General features: G+C 65.0%; 14 protein-coding genes and 1 riboswitch. Of the genes, 2 read left to right on the top strand and 12 right to left on the bottom strand.

Going from position 1 to position 18,172, the window contains the following annotated elements; translation table 11 throughout:
• Positions 1-2 precede the first annotated feature (2 nt).
• From JFN90_RS10600 to JFN90_RS10560, 9 genes are all read right to left on the bottom strand, one after another.
• Complete coding sequence (locus JFN90_RS10600) at positions 3-851, bottom strand: CheR family methyltransferase (protein WP_199395090.1); 849 nt, start codon at positions 849-851, stop codon at positions 3-5.
• On the bottom strand, positions 848-3,211 hold the full coding sequence (locus JFN90_RS10595; protein WP_199395089.1) for a HEAT repeat domain-containing protein: 2,364 nt from the start codon (positions 3,209-3,211) through the stop codon (positions 848-850). Before JFN90_RS10595 ends, JFN90_RS10600 begins: the two co-directional genes overlap by 4 nt.
• Entirely contained in the window at positions 3,195-4,133 is a 939-nt protein-coding gene (locus tag JFN90_RS10590; protein WP_199395088.1) for a CheR family methyltransferase, read from the bottom strand. Before JFN90_RS10590 ends, JFN90_RS10595 begins: the two co-directional genes overlap by 17 nt.
• Positions 4,133-6,439, bottom strand: a complete 2,307-nt coding sequence (locus JFN90_RS10585) for a methyl-accepting chemotaxis protein (RefSeq protein WP_199395087.1) — start codon at positions 6,437-6,439, stop codon at positions 4,133-4,135. Before JFN90_RS10585 ends, JFN90_RS10590 begins: the two co-directional genes overlap by 1 nt.
• 31 nt (positions 6,440-6,470) lie before the next feature.
• Positions 6,471-7,010 carry a chemotaxis protein CheW gene (locus JFN90_RS10580; protein ID WP_215906765.1) on the bottom strand — a complete coding sequence of 180 codons (540 nt, stop codon included), beginning with the start codon at positions 7,008-7,010 and terminating at the stop codon, positions 6,471-6,473.
• A gap of 41 nt (positions 7,011-7,051) precedes the next feature.
• On the bottom strand, positions 7,052-8,710 hold the full coding sequence (locus JFN90_RS10575; protein ID WP_199395086.1) for a chemotaxis protein CheA: 1,659 nt from the start codon (positions 8,708-8,710) through the stop codon (positions 7,052-7,054).
• Positions 8,700-9,116 carry a response regulator gene (locus JFN90_RS10570; RefSeq protein WP_199395085.1) on the bottom strand — a complete coding sequence of 139 codons (417 nt, stop codon included), beginning with the start codon at positions 9,114-9,116 and terminating at the stop codon, positions 8,700-8,702. Before JFN90_RS10570 ends, JFN90_RS10575 begins: the two co-directional genes overlap by 11 nt.
• A 71-nt stretch (positions 9,117-9,187) precedes the next feature.
• A complete protein-coding gene (locus JFN90_RS10565) occupies positions 9,188-9,604 on the bottom strand; it encodes a response regulator (protein WP_199395084.1) in 417 nt (138 codons plus the stop codon).
• Positions 9,605-9,924: 320 nt separating this feature from the next.
• Entirely contained in the window at positions 9,925-11,334 is a 1,410-nt protein-coding gene (locus JFN90_RS10560) for a sigma-54-dependent transcriptional regulator (RefSeq protein ID WP_199395083.1), read from the bottom strand.
• 149 nt (positions 11,335-11,483) lie between these two features.
• Here JFN90_RS10560 and JFN90_RS22530 point away from each other — a divergent pair, with 149 nt between their 5' ends.
• Positions 11,484-14,153 (top strand): PAS domain S-box protein, encoded by a 2,670-nt coding sequence (locus JFN90_RS22530; protein WP_199395082.1) that lies wholly within the window; start codon positions 11,484-11,486, stop codon positions 14,151-14,153.
• 153 nt (positions 14,154-14,306) lie between these two features.
• Here the strand turns inward: JFN90_RS22530 and JFN90_RS10550 are convergent, their stop codons facing one another.
• The gene (locus JFN90_RS10550) at positions 14,307-14,600 is read right to left on the bottom strand and encodes a hypothetical protein (RefSeq protein ID WP_199395081.1); all 294 of its coding nucleotides are present in this window, start codon (positions 14,598-14,600) and stop codon (positions 14,307-14,309) included.
• A 473-nt stretch (positions 14,601-15,073) separates the two neighbouring features.
• Positions 15,074-15,150, top strand: a riboswitch (cyclic di-GMP riboswitch).
• 71 nt (positions 15,151-15,221) lie between these two features.
• Here JFN90_RS10550 and JFN90_RS10545 point away from each other — a divergent pair.
• Entirely contained in the window at positions 15,222-16,091 is an 870-nt protein-coding gene (locus JFN90_RS10545; protein ID WP_199395080.1) for a response regulator, read from the top strand.
• A 30-nt stretch (positions 16,092-16,121) separates the two neighbouring features.
• Here JFN90_RS10545 and JFN90_RS10540 read toward each other — a convergent pair whose 3' ends face one another.
• Positions 16,122-16,658 (bottom strand): methylated-DNA--[protein]-cysteine S-methyltransferase, encoded by a 537-nt coding sequence (locus JFN90_RS10540; RefSeq protein ID WP_199395079.1) that lies wholly within the window; start codon positions 16,656-16,658, stop codon positions 16,122-16,124.
• Positions 16,659-16,687: 29 nt separating this feature from the next.
• The gene (locus JFN90_RS10535) at positions 16,688-18,151 is read right to left on the bottom strand and encodes an AlkA N-terminal domain-containing protein (RefSeq protein ID WP_199395078.1); all 1,464 of its coding nucleotides are present in this window, start codon (positions 18,149-18,151) and stop codon (positions 16,688-16,690) included.
• Between the last annotated feature and the right edge of the window lie 21 nt (positions 18,152-18,172).

Raw genomic sequence — 18,172 nt, 5'->3', positions numbered from 1 at the left:
TGCTACTCCCTCTTCTGATAGATGATGGCGCCCGGAAAGCGCAGCGGCAGGTAGGACGCCTGGGTCCTGGACAGAGACTCCGAGTGTCCCAGAAACAGGTAGGATCCCGGCGCCTGGAGGGCGTCGAAGTTATCCACCACGCGCTGGACGGTCTGGTCCGCGAAATAGATGAGCACGTTGCGGCACAGGATGACGTCGAAGGTCTCCCCCCCCGCGCTGTCGGCCAGTTCGAGCAGGTTCCCCTGCTTAAAGCTGATCCATTTCCTGAGGATGTCCCGCACCACGTAGCTGTCGCCCTGGCGCTTCAGGTACCTCTCGACCAGGTGGGGCTCGGTGGCCCAGAAGGCGCGCTCGCGGTACACCCCCTGCCGGGCCGCCTCCAGCGCCCGCGTGTCGATATCGACCCCGGTGATGCGCACGTCCCAGTCCCAGGAGAAGCCCCCCGACTCCAGCAGGAGCATGGCGATGGTGTACGCCTCCTCGCCGCTCGAGCAGCCGGCGGAAAGGATGCGGAGGGAGCGCTCCCCGCGCGCCAGCTTGCTCTCCTTGAGCGCCGGCAGTACCTCCTGCGCCAGGACCGAGAGCTGCGCGGATTCCCTAAAGAAGTAGGTCTCGTTGTTGGTGATCAGGGGGACCAGGCGCTGCCATTCCGCGCTGCGCCCCGGGGAGAACTTGAGGTAGCTGTAATATTCCGTGAAGCTCCTCAGCCGCAACTCGTGCAGCCGGGGGGAGAGCTTCGCGGCGAGCCCCTTCTGCTTCCCCTCCTCCAGCACGAGCCCGGCGGCTTCCGCCACGTACTCCCTGATCAGCCTGAATTCCTCTGCCTGCATCGCGACTTTCGCAACGGTCATCCCAGGTATTCCTGCTGCGCGAAGCTCTTCAGGGCCAGTTCCGCCCTCGTCCGGACTTCCACGCTGCAGTCGTCCTTTCTGACCTGGATCAGGCGCTTGAGCGGCAGGGAGTCGTAGCAGTGGCACACCGCGTCGATGGCGGCGAGCCGCACGATCTCGCTCTCGTCGTCGAGGAGTTCCAAGAGCGGGTCCACGCTCTTGCGGTCCGCGATCTTGCCGATGACGTCGATCACCCGCTCACGCAGATCCGCTTTGTAGTTCTTCTTCATGAGACGGTGCAGCCAGGGAAGCCCGGCACGCCCGAAGTGGACCAGGGCCTCGAACGCCTGCCTCCCTACCTCGGCATCGTCGAGCAGCGCCACCAGTTCCGGCACGGTCACCGGGTTGCGCAGCTCCCCGAGCACGGTGATGGCGTGCTTACGCACCATGGCGTCAGCGTCGTTAACTCCCTTCAAGAGCAGCGGCAGCTCGCGCCCGCCACCGATCTTACCCAGCACGCGCAGGGCCGCCATGCGCACGCTCCAGTGCGGGTCGCCCGCCGCTTCCTCAACCCCCTTGAGCGACTCCTGGTCGGCCAGTTCGCCCAGGGTATAGACGGCGAGCCTCCTGAAGTCGGGGTCGGAGTGATTCAGGTAGCGCCGAACGACCAGCTCGGAGGCCTCCGTGTAGGCGAGCTTGCCCAGGGTCTCCACGATGGCGTACTCCAGCTGGCGCGATACGCCGCCGGCAAGATGCCCCACCAGGAATCTCCCAGCCTCACGCGCCCCCATGTCGCCCACCGCCCGGATCACGCAGTAGTCGAGGTCCTCGCGGCCGCTTCCCAAAAGGGCCAGCAGCTCGTCCAGGAGCATGGCATCCCCCAGTTCCGCCGCAGCAAGGACCGCCGCCTCGCGCACGGACTCCTCCGGGTCGCACAGCGCCCGGCACAGAAGCGGCACAGCCTGGGAGACCTGTTGTTTGCCGATGGAGCGTACCAGCTCCGCCCGCACCTCGGGCTCGTCGTCCTGGCAGAGCAGGCGCAGGTTCTCGAGGCCGCCCCCCTGCTTCAGGCACCCGAGCAGCATGGCGGCCCGGCGGCGCGACTGCTCCGACGGGGAGTGCGCCAGTTGGTCGAAAAGCTCCAGCACCGGCCCCAGGCGATGACGCGCCAGGACCTCGGCCGCCTGCTGCGCCAGGGCGTCGCTCCCCTCGGCCAGCAGTAACTGCAGTTGCGGCAGCAGCGCCTCCTCCGGGAAGTCTTGCAGCGTCTCCAGCACCTCGAGCTGTACCGCCTCCTCGTCCCGCGACAGCAGACGCGCGAGTTTCCCCGCCTCGCAGGGGACGCCGAGCCAGCGCAGCGCGCGCAGCGCGACCAGGCGCACCGCGGCGCTGTCATGATCGAGCGCGGCCAAAAGCTTGTCTTCGGCGCCCCTCCCCAGGCAAAGCACCGCGTCTTCAACCACCTGATAGTTGGCCTCGTCCCCCAGCAGCCCGAAGAAACCGTCGATGGCGGACAACTCTCCCATCCACCCCAGGAGCATCGCCGCCGCCCGGGACGACTCCAGGTCGCCGCTTTCCCACAGCATCGACTTGAGCGTCTCCACGCCGCGCGCGGAGAGGAGTTGGCGCAGCTGTTCCTGCTGGCTCCCCATGGCGATGCTGTTCTTGTAGCTCATCTGGTCGTTCAGGCTGTTGGTGATGGACGCCATGGCGCGCGCCGCGCTGCGCGCCGACTCCGGTTCCACGAAGGGGAGGATCCCGGCCAGGGCGTAAAGGGCGCGGTGGTCACCCACCTTGCCGAGCGCCTCGATCACCGCGCCGCGCAGCAGCTCATTGTCGAGCAGCGGCAGCAGGTGCGGCACGGCACGGTAGTCGCGCAGTTCGCCGATGGCGCAGATGGCGGGGTACTGCAGCCAGAACTCCCCCTGCAAAAGCTCGAGCAGCGGCATCAGGGCACTGCGGTCGCCGATCTTTCCCAGCGCCTCCGCCGCGGAATGGCTCACGTTGCTGTCGGGGTCGGCCAGCGCCCGGATCAGAGGGTCCACCGCGTCGCGGCTGCCGATGTCTCCCAGCATCACCGCGCTGAAGTTGCGAATCTCCTCGTCGCCGTCAGTGAGGAGCAGGTTCAGGCGCGGCACCGCCTCCCCCCCCATCTTCACCAGCACCTCCATGGCGCCGTTTCTCAGGTCCGCGTCGTCGTTGTCGCGGACCGCCGCCTCCAGGGCGGGGTAGATCGCTGCCAGCCCGCGACCGATGATGGTGTCGAGGGCCTCGCTCTTGCGCCCCCGTTCGGCATCGCCGACGAAGAGGAGCAGCTCCGGTAGTGAACGTTCCTGCAAACGGATGAGTTCGGCGCCAGGGGCATCATAGTGCGAAAGCATGTTCGGCGTTCTCCAATTTCCTGTACACGAGACAGCTCGCATCGGGAACCGCGGCGAGGTCGTGGCTGAAAAGGTGCAGCGGCTCAGCGTCGCCGGTGAAAAGGTGCCCCCCCGGGGCCAAAAGCCGCGAGAGGGTCCCCACGAGGAGCTGCTGGCAGCTGGGCGAAAAATAGATCATCACGTTGCGGCAAAAAACCAGGTCGAAGCCCCCCCAGCCGGTAGTCATCCCCGGGGGGAGTTCCCCTTCCATGAGCTGGTTCAGGTTGAGCGGCATGAACCGCACCAGCGCCCGCAGTTCTTCGGAGACGAAGGCGCCGGTGGGGGTGACGGTGAAATATTTGCGGACCAAGTGGGGCGGGATGTGCTGCAGCCGGTCGTTTTCGTAGTACCCCTCCCGGGCGATATCGAGGCAGCTCTGGCTGATGTCCCCGGCCACGACCTCGATGTCCCACGCCTTGGGATAGCGCAGCCCCTCCAGGAGGGTCATGGCCACCGTGTAGGGCTCCTCGCCCGTGGAACAGCCGGCGCACAGGACGCGCAGCTTCATGACCTTGTCGCCGGCACCGCCGGCTTCCCCCCACGAGCGCATCAGCTCCCGCCCCCGCACCAGCTCAAGCTCCGGGAGCGCGACCAGGCGCAGGTGCCGAAACTGGTCGGGGTTTCTGAAGAAGAAGGTCTCGTTGATGGTCATCAGGTCGAGCAGGGCAGCGTACTCGTTCGGGGTCTGCTCCAGATGGTTATAGTAGGAGCAGAAATCGGGAAGCTCCAGCTGCGCCAGCCTGGTCTCCAGGCGCTGCCTGAACAGCGCCAGCTTGCGGGGGCCGAAGTAGAGCCTGCTCTTCTCGAAGACCCGTTCCCGGATCCGCTCCAGGTAGAGGTCCGCTGCCCCCTCCCGGTATGCCGTGTTGCCCCCGTTTTGCATCAGGCCACCTTGAAGGTGCCCACCAGCGCCGTCATCTCCTCGGCCTGTTGGGTCAGGTTCTGCGCCGCGCGCGAGAGCTGCTCCACGGCGGAAAGGTTTTCCCGGGTGATGTCGCTTATGTTGTCCATGGCGACCACCACCATCTCGCCCCCCTTCTTCTGCTCGGCGGTGGCGTTGGCCACCGATTGGGTCATGGAGGTCATGCTGTTTACCGCCCCGACGATCTGGCGGGCGGACAGGGACTGCTCCCGGGTGGCGATCGTCACCTGGCCGGTCACCTGGTTCATGTTCTCCACGGCGATGCGGATCTGGCGGCTCCCCAGGGCCTGCTCCTTGGCGGAACCGGTCACCTCCTGGGTGAGCTGGTTCATCCGCTCCACGGCGATCCTGATCTGCCTGCCGCCGGTGGCCTGCTCGCGGGCGGCGTTGGCCACCACGTCCGAGGCACCGCTCATCTGCTCCACCGCCTGGAGCACCTGGTTGGAGGCGTTGGACTGCTCGGCGGTCATGCGGGCGATGTCGGACATGAGGGTGCTGGTACGATCGATGCTGGAGACGATGTTCTCCAGCGAGTTGCCGGCCAGGGTGATCAGTTCCATGGAGTTCTTCGCCTCCTGCGAGGCGATCTCGCCGAACTTCACCGACTCGCCGGTGTCTACCTGCACCTGGCGGATCACCTGGGCGATCTCCTTGGTGGCCCCCATGCTGCGCTCGGCGAGCTTTCTCACCTCGTCGGCCACCACGGCGAAGCCGCGCCCGGCGTCCCCGGCGCGCGCCGCCTCGATGGCGGCGTTCAGGGCGAGCAGGTTGGTCTGGTCGGCGATCTCGCCGATCACCTTGACGATGTTGCCGATCTCCTCGGAGCGCCGCCCGAGGTTCAGGATGGAATCCGAGGTCTTCTCGATTACCTCGGCCACGCGCCCCATGGCGGCGACCGCCTGCTGCCCCGCCTCGAGGCCGGCGTTCCCCTCTTTCGCCGCCCCCTTGGCCACTTGGTCCGCCTCCTCCACGTTCTTCGCCACTTGGCGGATGGACGCGGCCATCTCCTCGATGGTGGAGGAGGAATCAGCCACCACTTTCTGCAGTTCCTGGGAGTTGGTCGCCACCTGGTCAATGGATACGGTGATCTGCTCGATGGTCGCGGAGGTCTCGGCGACGGAGGTCATCAGTTCGTCGGCGTTTTGCGCCACGTTGTCGATGGAGATGGTCATCTGCTCGATGGTGGCCGAGGTCTCGGCGACCGCGCTCGCCATCACGTCGGCGCTCTTGGCCACCTGCTCGCTGGAGGCCCCCAGTTCCTCGATGGAGGAAGACACCTCGTCCGCGTTGGCGGCGAGCGAATCGGCGTTGGCGGCGACGGTCTGGATGGAGGCGGCCATCTGCACCATGGTGGCCGAGGTCTCCTCGGTGGCCGAGGCCTGGCCGTGGGCCGACTTGGTGAGCTGCTGGGTGTTGGCCGAGATCTGGCCCGCCGCGGAGGCCACCTCGCCGGAGGTGCCCCGGATCTTGCCGATCATGGCCATGAGGTTTTGCACCATGGTCTGCATGGCGGTGAGGAGTTCACCCACCTCGTCCTTGGAGTTCACCTCGACCACCACGGTCAGATCGCCCTCAGCCACGGTCTTCGCGATCTCGACCGCCGCGTTGATAGGAGCCGTGATGCTGCGGCTGATTAAAAAGCTCACCAGGATGCCGACGATGAGGCTCACCAGGATGCTCCCCAGCACCAGGAGCGTCACGTGCCGGGACAGGTCGATCATCACCTTCTCCTTGCTGTCCATACGGTGGTTGCTTTCTTCAGCCATCTCCTTGGAGACCCCCTCGAACTTGTGGATCCCCGCCTTGTATGGCTCAGTGGCAGCGTTGGCCTGGGCCGGGGTCCTGATGCGCCCCGCTTCGATCCCCTGGTAGATCTTGGTGACGCCGGCCTCGTAGGCGGCCAGTTCCTCCTTCATCGCCTTGACGGCGTCCTTCTCCTTCTGCAGGACCACGAGCTTCTCCAACTCCTGCAGGTTCTTCACCAGGTGATCGCGCTGGTCATTCCACTTGCCGAGATACTCCTTCTCGTGCTCGTGGTTGCCGAGGTTCAGGAACAGGTCCTTCTCGTAGCGCCGCAGTCCCAATACGTTGGTTGCTGCGAGGGATGCGTATTCCGAGATGGTGGCGTCCCCCTGCAGCATGGCGACGGTGGTCTGGGTGCTCTCCCTCACCCCCCAGTAGCCGGTAGCGCCGACCGCGATGACGATGAGCAGCATGATGCCGAAACCAAGGCCGAGCCGGCCACCTATGCGAACGTTCTTTAACATCTCCGTCTCCTTTACTGAGTAGTGCCCCGTGCTAGAGCAGCAGTGCGCGATTGAGGTTCAAGATGATGACCAGGCGGGTGTCGAGCTTCGCCATGCCCCGGATGTAGCTCGCCTCGGGGGTGGTGGCGTCCTCGGGCATCTCCTCCACGAGACTCGTGGAGAACTGGATCACCTGGCGCACCGAATCGACCAGCATCCCCAGGCGCTTCTCGCCCAGTTCCACCACCACGATGCGCTGCTCCTCGTTCTCCTCGATCTCCGGGCGGGAAAAACGCCGGCGCAGGTTCACCACCGGGATGATCTTGCCGCGCAGGTTGATCACGCCGCTTACGTGGGAGGGAGCCCCGGGGACCTCGGTGATACCGCCCCCACGGATGATCTCCTGGACGCTGTTGATGTCGACGCCGTACTCTTCCTTGCCCAGCCGAAAGGTGACCAACTGCAAGGTCCCGCCCCCCTGGCTGCCGGCATCGAACAGGCCCCGGTCCACCTCCTCCTGGGCCTGTTCGATGAACCGGGCCAGCACGTCCTCCGCGAGTCCCGAGCTTGGGAGGATAAATTGCTCTGCCATGCCTGTCTCCTTTGCGATAACTCTTTTTGCGCCGTTGGGGGTCAGCGCCCCAGTATGGAGGGGATGTCGACGATGAGGGAGACCGTGCCGTCACCGAGCACGGTGCCGCCGGAGATGCCCGGGAGTTCACCCAGGTAGTCGTCCAGCCCCTTGATCACGATCTCCTGCTGGCCGACCAGCCGGTCCACCACCAGTCCGCCCTTCTTGTCCCCGCTTGCCACCACCACCACGTATTCCTGTTCCTTCTGCACGTCGCCCGGCCGTCCGAAGAAGCGGTCCAACCGGTGCAGGGGGAGCACCCGGTCGCGCAGCATGATCACCTCGCCGCTACCGGTGTCGTGGCACTCCTCCCCCCCGATCTGGACGCTCTCCAGGACGCCGGAGAGCGGCACCGCGTAGGTCTGCCCCGCCACCTCCACCATCAGCGCTGTGATGATGGCCAGGGTCAGCGGCAGCATCATGGTGAAGGTGGTGCCGCGCCCGGGTTTGGAGTCGATCTCGATGATGCCGTTTAGGGAGGAGACGATCTTCTTGACCACGTCGAGGCCGATCCCCCGCCCCGAGGTCTCGGTCACCTCGCTCCTGGTGGAGAAACCGGGGACGAAGACCAGCTGCAAAAGTTCGGCGCCGCTCATACCCCGGGCCGCTTCCGGCTCCAGTATGCCGCGGGCCACCGCCTTCTTGCGGATCTCCTCCGGGTCCATGCCGCCGCCGTCGTCGGAGACCGAGATGACGATGTGGTTACTCTCGTGGCGCGCGCCGAGGGTCAGCGTACCGCAGCGCTCCTTGCCGCGGGCGCGCCGCTCGGCCGGGGTCTCCAGGCCGTGGTCAACCGCGTTCCTGATCAGGTGCAAAAGCGGTTCGCCGATCTCGTCCAGGACCGTCTTGTCCAGCTCGGTATCCTCGCCGGCCAGCACCAGGCGCACCTCCTTGCCGTGGGCGAGCGAGAGGTCCCGCACCAGGCGCTGGAAACGCTGGAACACCGTCTTCACCGGGAGCATGCGCACCTTCATGATGGATTGGCGCAGGTCGTCGGTGCTCTTGCCGATCAGTTGGCTGGTCTCGTTGAAGGCGTTCAGGAGCTCCCGGTCGGTGACCTGCTCGCGCAGGCGCTTTTCCAGGGTGGCGAGCGCGGTGCGCTGGATGACCAGTTCCCCCATGAGGTTCAAAAGCTCGTCCAGCTTCTCGAAGTTCACCTTGAGGGTGCTGCTTTTCTGGGTGATGTAGCCGAACTCCGCGGCGGTGGCGGGGCGGGGGAGCGCAGGTGCCGGTTGGGCGGCGCTGTCGGGCGCGGCCGGCCGGGATGCCCGCAGCGCCTCCAGCGCGCTCTCCTCGCCGGCGAAGTCGAAGTCGGTGTCGGGGGACTGTGCGAAGCGAAACAGCGCGCCGCGCAGCGCGTTGATGCCGCCGTAGAGCGCGCCGAAAAAGGCGGCATCGAGGGTGAGCGCGCCGGCGCCGGTCTCCTTGAGCACCTCTTCCAGCCGGTGCACGTACTGCTGCAACGGGGCGAGCCCCATCATGCCGGAGTTACCCTTGAGGGTATGCAGGTGCCCCTGGATCAGGGTGACCAGTTCGGCGTCGCATCCCTCCGGGGCGCGCCGCTCCAGCTCGAGCAGAAACCCCTCCACCGCGTCCAGGTGCCCCCCGGCGTCCTCGACGAAATCCCCGACCAGCGCTGAAAAATCGCAATCACCGTTCAAGGGCGGCCACCTTTTCCGGCTCCGAGGCCGTCGCGCCCGCCTGGAGCACCCTGACGATCACCTCGTGCAACTGGCTCGGGGTGAAGGGCTTGGTCAGGTAACCGCTGGCGCCGAGCTTTAGTCCCTGAAGGGTATCGGCCTCCTTCCCCTCGGTGCTGACGATCACCACCGGGAAGCGCTCGGTGTAGCCGAGCGCCGAGGCCTTCTCCAGGAACTGCAACCCGTTCATCACCGGCATGTTGATGTCCAGCAGCACGAGCTGCACATCGTCCTGCTGCGCCAGGATGTCGAGGGCCTCCAGGCCGTTCTTGGCATCGACCACCTGGCAGCGGTAGCGCGCCAGTACCAGGTGGTACATCTGGTGGATCAGGGCCGAATCGTCGACTACGAGAACCTTGTTCAGCATCATCTTTTCCCTTTCCATGTTGCGGCCAGGCGGCAATGGCGCCCGCAGGCGCGGCCGGCCGGGCCGGGGGATTACAGGGTGTTGGCGCAGCTGCGCTGGTCGAGGCCGGCAGCGCCGCCTGGGGGCAGGAGCTTCTCGATCAGCTCGTGCAGCAAGGTGGGGTTGAAGGGCTTTTTCACGTACCCCTTGGCGCCCAGCTGCAGTCCGCGGATGGTATCGCTTTCTTTGCCCTCGGTGCTGATGATGACCACCGGGATCCTGCTGGTGTAACCGAGCGTGCCGGCCTTCTCCAGGAACTGCACCCCGTTCATCACCGGCATGTTGATGTCGAGCAGGATGAGCTGGACCCCCTGGTGCCTCTCCAGCAGGTCGAGCCCCTGCTGTCCGTCCATGGCATCGAGAATCTCGCAGTTGTAGCGGTTCAGAACCAGGCGGTACATCTTGTGGATCATTTCCGAATCATCGATTACCAGGACTTTCTTCAGCATCGTGCACCTCGTTAGCTATCTGTTGCGCGCAGCGGTGGATTCATCCCGCCGCTCCAGCTATGGCAAGCGCCGTGCCATGTCAGGAAAAACGAAGAAGTCACTGTTTACAGTACTTGGCAAGGGTGCGAACTCTGGGGGTGGGTGTTGCGGCGAGCAAGAAAACTTGACAGGCCGAAGGGTGAACCTTTGTTTCTCATTAAGAAGCGGGGGGTTACGGTAATGAGCAAGAAAAATTGACAGGGCAAGAATTCTTGCCCTGCGGCAGCGGTGCGGCAGTGGGGAGAGCGGGTTTCGGCGGGTAAATACGTGATTGCACTACATTATTTCTTGCTAATTCGCTGGTTAAGCGCCTGGCGGCTGATGCCGAGCAGTTCCGCGGCGGCCCTCTGGTTCCCCCCCGAGCGCTTCAGGGCGGCCTCGATCAGGCACTGGGTAAGCTGCGCCAGGGTGGGAAAGCCCGCAGCGAGGTTCAACCATCCCCCCCCATCGTCGGCGCAGGGGGCCAGGGCGGGAAGCCCCACTCCGGTCACGTCGCGGAACGGGGCCAGGGAAAGCCGCCCGCGCTGGTGCCGGGTCACCACGTCGAAGACCATGGCCCGCAGTTCGCGGATGTTGCCCGGGAAATGGTAGCCGGCCAAGAGACTCGCCAGCTCGTAGGGGTATTCCGGCACCTCCTTGTGCAGGGTGCGCGCCGCCTCCTCCACGAAGGTGTCCAGAAGGAGCGGTATGTCCTCGCACCGCTCGCGCAGCGGGGGGATGTGCACCTGGTGGGCGCAGAGCCGGTAGTAGAGGTCGCGGCGGAAGCTCCCCTCGCTGATGGCGGCGGCAAGGTCGCGGTTGGTGGCCACCACCACGCGGGCCTGGTTGGCGGCGGCGACGTCGGAACCCAGCGGGTAGTACTCCCCCTCCTGCAAAAGGCGCAGGAGCTTCACCTGGGTGGGCAGGGACATCTCCCCGATCTCGTCGAGAAAGAGGGTCCCCCCGGCGGCGCGCACGATCATGCCGTCGCGCGCGTGGTCGGCGCCGGTGAAGGCCCCCTTCTTGTGCCCGAAGAGGGTGTCCGAGAAGACGTGGTCATCGACGCCGGCACTGTTCACCGGGACGAAGGGGCCCCGGCGCCCGCTCAACTCGTGCAGGGCGCGCGCGATCAGCTCCTTGCCCACCCCGGTCTCGCCGGTGATGAGTACCGGCTGCTCGGTGGGGGCCACCGCCTCCAGGTAGCTGAAGATCGCCTTCATGCGCGGGCTCCTGGTCTTGATGCCCGAGAAGGCCTCCTCGTTGGCGGGCTTGCCCGTCAAAAGCGACTCGCGCAGCGACTCGATCTCGCGCTGCATGGTGTTGCGGTCCAGCGCCTTCCTGACGCTGGTGACGAAACGGGTCGCGTCGACCGGCTTGACGATGTAGTCGAAGGCGCCCAGCTTCATGCAGTCGATGGCGGTATCCAGCTCGTTGGCCGCGGTGACGATGATCACCGGGATGGCCGGGAACCCGCAGGAGAGTTCCCCGAGCATCTCCTTGCCCGAGATGTGCGGCATCTGCAGGTCGAGGACGATCACCCCCGGCTCTTCCTCGGCCAGAAGCGGCAACAGCTGGCGGATGTCGTCCAGCGTCCTCACCCGTCCCAACCCCGCCTGCCGCAACATCACCGAAGAGCCGAACAGTATGCTGGGCTCGTCGTCCACCAGGAGGATCAGGTCACCTTCCCCCTTCTTGTTACCCTGTATCGACATGCACGCTCCGCCGAATTCGCAATCCACAAATGTTAATAGTCAAATGAGTGTTTGCCAGCTTAGCGTCAAAATGTTAAAAGCAAAAGAATTTTTTTGCACCGATGCCCATTGGCGGCCTCCCCTGCGGCGGCCCTATCGTGAGGAGCCCCGTGCCCACCCACCGTTTCCGCAGGATACTGTCGCTGCAGTCGACCCTTCTGGCCGTGGTCCCCTTCCTGCTGGTCGTCTTTTTGAACGTCTTCCTGCTGCTCCCCCACATCACGCGGGACGTGGCCGCCGGCCAGCGCGAACTGGCGCGGGCCTTCGGCGTCGCACTGGACAACTACCTCTCCGCCGCGCTTACCGATGTCCGGGCGGTCGCCGCCCTCCCCCTGCGCAAGCCCGACTACCTCGGGGACCTGCAGGAGATCCTCGATGCCGAGGTCGAGGCATCCGGCTCGCTCAACCTGCTCTATGCCGTCCTCCCCGACGGACGCATCAGGGGGGCCGGGATCCGCAAGGACCACCGCCACAGCCAACAGGACCACCGCGCCCTGGAGCGGAGCAGCCTGGCCCACGAACAGCTCTTCCGGGACACCCGGCGCCTCCAGGGTGCGGCCTGGTCCAACACCTTCGCGTCCGCGTTCGGCAAGGGGGTATCCATCGCCGTGGGGATACCCAGCGGCGATCTGGTGGTCATCGGGGAAGTCGACCTCGCCAAGCTGGTCCGTTCCATGCGCGACATCGTCGGCAGCGCGGGGCAGGAGATCATCCTCATCGACCGCAACGGACAGGTGATCGCCGACCAGGGGGGGACGGCCCTGGTCACTCCCCGTTTCCTGGGCAACATCCCCCTGGTGCGCTCCGGGCTCGCCTCGGGGCAGCCGGTGAGCGGGGAGTTCTGGCTGGACGGACGCACCGTGGTCGGCACCATGATGCGCTCCAGCCACATCGGCTGGTACGTCCTGGTGGCCCAGCCGGCGCAGAGCGCCTACCGGTCCGTGGCCATCACCACCCACAACGTCGCGGCCGGGGCCGTCGCGGCGCTCATCCTCGCCCTGGTCGCCTCGCTCTTTTTGGCCCGCCGCCTCTCGCGCCGCCTGGAGGAACTGGCCGGCTTCGCCCGCAGGGTTGCCAGCGGCCAGAAATCTCCCCCCTGGCGGCCGGGGGAGATCGCCGAGGTCGAGCAGTTGGCTGGGGACCTGCTCAGCATGGCGGACGAGATACGGTATCGGGAGCAGCAGCTCGTCGAGGGCGAGCGACTTTTGCGCTCCGTCACCGACCACGCCTTCCACTACCAGGGGCTTCTCACCACGGACGGGACGCTGGTGGACGCCAACCACACCGCGCTGGCGCTGGTAGGAGCCAGCAAGGAGGAGGTGCTGGGCGTCCCCTACTGGGACACCCCCTGGTGGCGCCACGACCCGGAACTGCGCGAGCGGCTGCGGGCCTCCATTGCCACCGGCTGCCAGGGGATCCCGGCCCGCTTCGAAACGACCCACCTGGACCAGGCGGGGGGCGTGCACCACGTCGACTTCTCCCTCTCTCCGATCCGCGACGAGACCGGTTCGGTCATCTACCTGGTCGCCGAGGGGCGCGACATCACCGACTTCGCGCGCGCCAAGAACGAGCTCAAGGAGAGCGAGGAGCGCTTCTACCAGGTCTTCCTGCAAAACGACGACCCCGTCATCCTCATGAAGCTGGAAACCCTGCAGGTGATCGACGCCAACCCCGCCGCGCTGACGCTCTACGGGCTGCGCCGCGAGGAGCTCCCCTCCCTGGCCATGGACACCCTCATCAACCCGGAGGACCTGCACAAGATCAGGGCGGAGCTCGCCCAGCACGACGCCGCCCTGGGGTTCCTGCAGCGGGCGACGAGCTACAAGAGCGGCGGCGAGAAGATCGTCATCTCCTTGCGGGGCACGCGGATCAGGCTCAAGGACGAGGAGCTCCTGCTCTGCTCGATCCGGGACATCTCCGAGAAGCTCCGCCTGGAGCAGGAAATCCGGGCCACCCAGGCCAAGCTGATCCAGGCCAACAAGATGACCTCCCTGGGCATGCTCGTTTCCAGCGTGGCCCACGAGATCAACAACCCCAACCACTGCATCTCCATCAACAATACGGTTTTGACCCAGCTCACCCGGGACATGCTGGCGCGCCTGCAGGCTCTCAAGGAGGCGGAAGCGGAATTGAACCTGGGAGGATTCAGCTACGACGAGGTCCTGGACATGGTGCCCAAGCTGCACGACGGCATCCGGGAGGGATCGCTGCAGATCGACAAGATCGTGCGGGACATGAAGAACTTCACCAAGCCCGCCGGGCTGGACATGCAGGGGAGCATCGACGTGAACCGGTCGGTGGAGAACGCCGCCGCCATCCTGTGGCACCATATCCAGCGTCACACCGACCACTACCGGATGGAGCTGTGGCAAAACCTCCCCGCCGTGCAGGGGAGCCAGCAGCAGATCGACCAGGTGGTGATCAACCTGGTCATGAACGCGTTGCAGTCGCTCCCTGACAAGAACAGCGGCGTCGTGGTGACGACCTGGCACGATCGCGAGCGGGAGACGGTCAACCTGAGCGTCGAGGACCAGGGGGACGGCATGTCCGAGGCGGTGCTGGCGCGGCTCACCGAGCCGTTTTTCACCATGAGGATCAACAAGGGGGGGACCGGGCTTGGCCTGTACATCTCCTCCTCCATCATCAAGGAGCACGGCGGCAGCCTCACTTTCGAGTCGCAGCCCGGCAAGGGGACCAAGGTAACGGTCCGGCTCCCTGCCCTCTCCGCTCCCGGGGAGGAGCCCGCTGGCGCCGGTGCACCGGGGGACCAGCAGCACTGAGCGCACTCCCCTGCCCGGCTCCGCCCGCTCGCTGCCGGCGTCACACAAAAAAGGCCTACCCCGTCAGAGGTAAGCCTTTTATCCAGTTCGGTGTCGTTCGCTGCCGGGCCCGTTCTTGCCCTTGGAGCGGATGTTCCTCTGCGCTGCCTGCCCCTAGGGAGTAGTCGGGGGCGCTGTCTGTACTGTGCCTTGGTGCATGGTGGCCTGCATCGACTGCTGCATGGTCGTCTTGGTCATCGACGGTGCCATGCTTGCGTGCGTCCCTTTGGTTCCGCTGGCCATGCCGCTCGAGGCGGTGCCGGACATGCCGGCTTTCGTTCCTGCACCTTTGCCGCCCATCGCGCCGGTTCCCGCACCCGTTCCGGTGCCATGACTGGCGCCGTGGCCGGCGCCCCCTCCCATCCCGCCCCGGGCCATGCCCTGGCTGGCAAAGGAAAGCAAGGTCATCGCGGTCACCGCATAAATAGCCAACGTTCTTTTCATGGGTCGTACTCCTTTGAATGGATTGTTGCTGCTGCGTCTCTTTTACACAAGCCATGCCATGCAAGCTGACTTGCGTTGCCGGTTGTGATTACCGACGGTTACAGCGTCGTAGCCGGCCGGCTCTCCCCGAAGACGGTGCAAACGTTTTCACCTCGCAGTGAAAGATTCTGCACATCGGGCAGTTACGCGCGCACCTTGACCATCCCCACTCCTCCGACGCGGCACCAGACAAGTCTTTCCTCCACTCTTGCAGCGACTGTTCACTCATCGGAGCGGCTATTTCACACAAAAGTCAGGGAAACCGGAACTTCTCCCACTATTGACCACAAGAACCAGTGTCCAATGCCGTATCGGCTCCTTCTTTGCTAATACCTTCAGTTGATTACGCTTGACAAGGGAGGACTTGTGAGTGTAAGCAGATGGAAATTTTCAGCGATACACGACAATACTAAACCATCCGCGAGGATGGGGCGGAAAGCCTAAAGGGTCTCCATGAGACAGCCGGGATGCCGAAATATCACGTGATATTAAGCCCCGGCTTTTTTGCGTCCTGACGCGGGAGTCGGTGTTGTATGAGGGGGATTAATGGAACTGGCACAGCAAGGAGCCCAGCGAAAGGAGCGCGCCACCAGGAAGAAGCTGGGGGAGATCTTCGTCGAGCGGGGCATTCTTTCCGCAGTGACCGTGGAGAGACTGGTCAGCTACGCGCGCAAGAAGGGAAAGCGCTTTGGCACCGTGCTCGAGGAGTTGGAGCTGGTGACGCCGGAGGAGTTGGCCCAGGCGCTGGCGCAACAGCACAACATGAAGTTCCTGGCGGACTTTCACCGCTACCGCTATAGCGAGGAGCTGCTCCGGATGATCCCCGCCAAGGTGGCCATGGCGAACCTGATCTTCCCGCTGAAGTTGCAAGAAGGGAAGCTCGGCGTTGCCATCAGCGACCCGACCCTTGCCGAGGTGCTGCGTACCATAGCCGAAGAACATAACGTGGGGGTCGTGCCCTACGTGGCCACCCACCGCGAAATCATGCTGGCCATCAAGATGCACTACCTCAAGTCCGCCCCGGCCGCCGCCTCCGACAAGAAGAGCGTCCTGGTCGTGGACGACGACCAGGCGGTGAGCCAGTTCATCACCTCATCGCTCAAGCGCAAGGGGTACCACGTGGTCTGCGCGGCCGACGGCATGGAGGCCTTCAAGGAGATCATGTCCAACCGCTTCGATCTGGTGATCACGGACAAGGAGATGCCCAAGCTGAACGGCTACGCCGTGCTGGAGAGCCTGCGCACCTTTCCCGACACCGCCAACGTCCCCGTGATACTGGTCACCTCCACCGCCACCGTGGACGAGGAAGCCACCGCCCTGCGCCGCGGTTTCTTCGACTTCATCCCCAAGCCCCTGCGCGAAGCGACCCTCTCCGTGAAGGTGGAACGCGCCCTGTCCATGGCACAGGAGTACTGAGGGACCGCCCGTTCTGGACGGATCTGCCGCTCAAAGAGCCGTCCCGCGTGCGGGCGTGCGCAACCGCGACAGGTCGACGCCCTCGAGCTGCAGCAATGTGATCTTTTTGCCGATGCCTCCGGCATAACCGGTCAGGCTGCCATCTGCCCCCACCACCCGGTGACACGGTATCACGATCGAGATGGGGTTGTGCCCCACCGCCCCGCCGACAGCCTGCGCCGACATGCTTGCCTTGCCGGTCCGCGCGGCGATCCTTTTGGCGATGTCGCCGTAGCTGATGACTTCACCGTACGGGATCTGGCACAGGATGTCCCAGACCGCCCTGCGGAACGCTCCCCCTTTCGGGGCCAGGGGCAGGTCGGCAATGTCGGGCCGCTCACCTTCAAAATAAGCGTCCAGCCAGCGTCGCGTCGCCACGAACACCGGCAAGTCCGCTTTTTCCTCCGTCTCTTGCGGCAGGGTCGCCGCGAAGTATTTCTGCCCCTCCAGCCATAATCCGACCAGGCTGTCGCCGTCGCTGGCGAGCATGATCCCACCCAAGGGTGAGTCGTAACGTGTGACAAACATCTATCCGCCTCCTGCACCGTCTGGTGCGCTTACAGCGAGTTCCATAAATTGACCGTTGCATAGCTGCGCCAGGGGCGCCACGTTTCCGCCAAGGCCGATATTTCCTTTGCGGTGCGCGGCGCCAATGCCTTTTTGACCCCGAAGTCGGTGTCGGGAAAGGCATCGGGCCATCCCATGGCTCGCATGGCGATGTACTGCGCGGTCCAGGGGCCGATGCCGGGAATCGCCATCAGCTTTTTCAGTTCCGTTTGCGGTTCGGCGCCGAAGTTGAAATTGATCTCTTCCCGCACCATGGCCTGTGCCAATTCCAGGATGGTGCGCGCGCGTGCCCCGGTGATGCCGAGCGGGCCGAGATGCCCGTCGATGGGGCCGGCCAAGGCGATGATCTGTTGCGGTGACGGGAAAGCGTGGGTGAGCCCCTCGATACCGGTCGCCACGGGAGTGCCCTGGGCTAGGACCAGCCTGGCAGCCAGGGTCCGGGCCGCCTTCACGGTGATTTGCTGTCCCAACACCGCCCGCACCGCCATCTCGAAGGGATCGAAACAACCGGGCAAGCGGGTTCCCGGCGTGCAAAGGTTGAGGCCGACAGTGTTCATCGCGGCAAGGACTTCATATACCGCATCCGGATCGCAGAACAGATCGAAGAGGTGCCGGATCCGGGCCAGCAATTGGGTCAGTACCGGCAGCAGCGCGCCGTCCACCGTCACCGTCAGCACGTTGCTTTCCGGCCGATGCCCCACCCGCACCCAGCCAAACACATGCCGCTTCTCCGCACTGACGAGATGCACCGTGCGCAGGTATGCGCCGTCGATGACCGTCTCCACTCCTGGAATGGCGCGCTGGGCGAGAAAGTCCAGCATCTGCCGCCACTGATAGGGAGGACGATACCCCAAGGCGAGCACGATGGCGTTGTCCCTGCTTTTGGTGGTGGGCGATTGCCGGCGCAAGGCCGTGGGCGCCATGCGGTACCTCGTCTTGAAGAGGTCGTTGAAGCGCCGCAAGCTGCCGAAACCGGCCGCCATCGCCACGTCGATTACCGAAAGATCGGTGTCGGTAAGGAGGTTCTTGGCGAGCAGCAACCGGCAGGTTTGCAGGTATTGAACAGGAGTGACGTTGTAGGCGGCCGAAAATACGCGGCGCATGTGGCGGTCAGTGCAGCCGAGCTGGTCGGCGATCGCCTCGATGCTCACCCCGCTGCCGCAGTTTTCTTCCAACAGTACCTTGGCGCGATGGACCAGGGCGAGGGTGGCATCGACCGGCGCGGTCCCCGGGGCGCGTTCCGGCCGGCACAAAAGGCAGGGGCGGAAACCCGCCTGCTCCGCAGCAGCAGCCGTCGTGTAAAAGGTGCAGTTCTCCGGCTTGGGCAATTTCGCCCGGCATATCGGCCGGCAATAGATCCCCGTGGAGGAGACCCCGACGAAAAAGTGTCCGTCGAACCTGGCGTCCTTTGCCTTCAGTGCCGCGTACCATATCCGTTCTTCATGCTGCGCCATACGCCCACCTCTTTGTAGCAA

The organism is Geomonas propionica, from assembly GCF_016458235.1.
Classification (GTDB): domain Bacteria; phylum Desulfobacterota; class Desulfuromonadia; order Geobacterales; family Geobacteraceae; genus Geomonas; species Geomonas propionica.
Note: the sequence above shows the minus strand (reverse complement) of the source record. Positions and strands in the feature narration are given on the sequence as shown.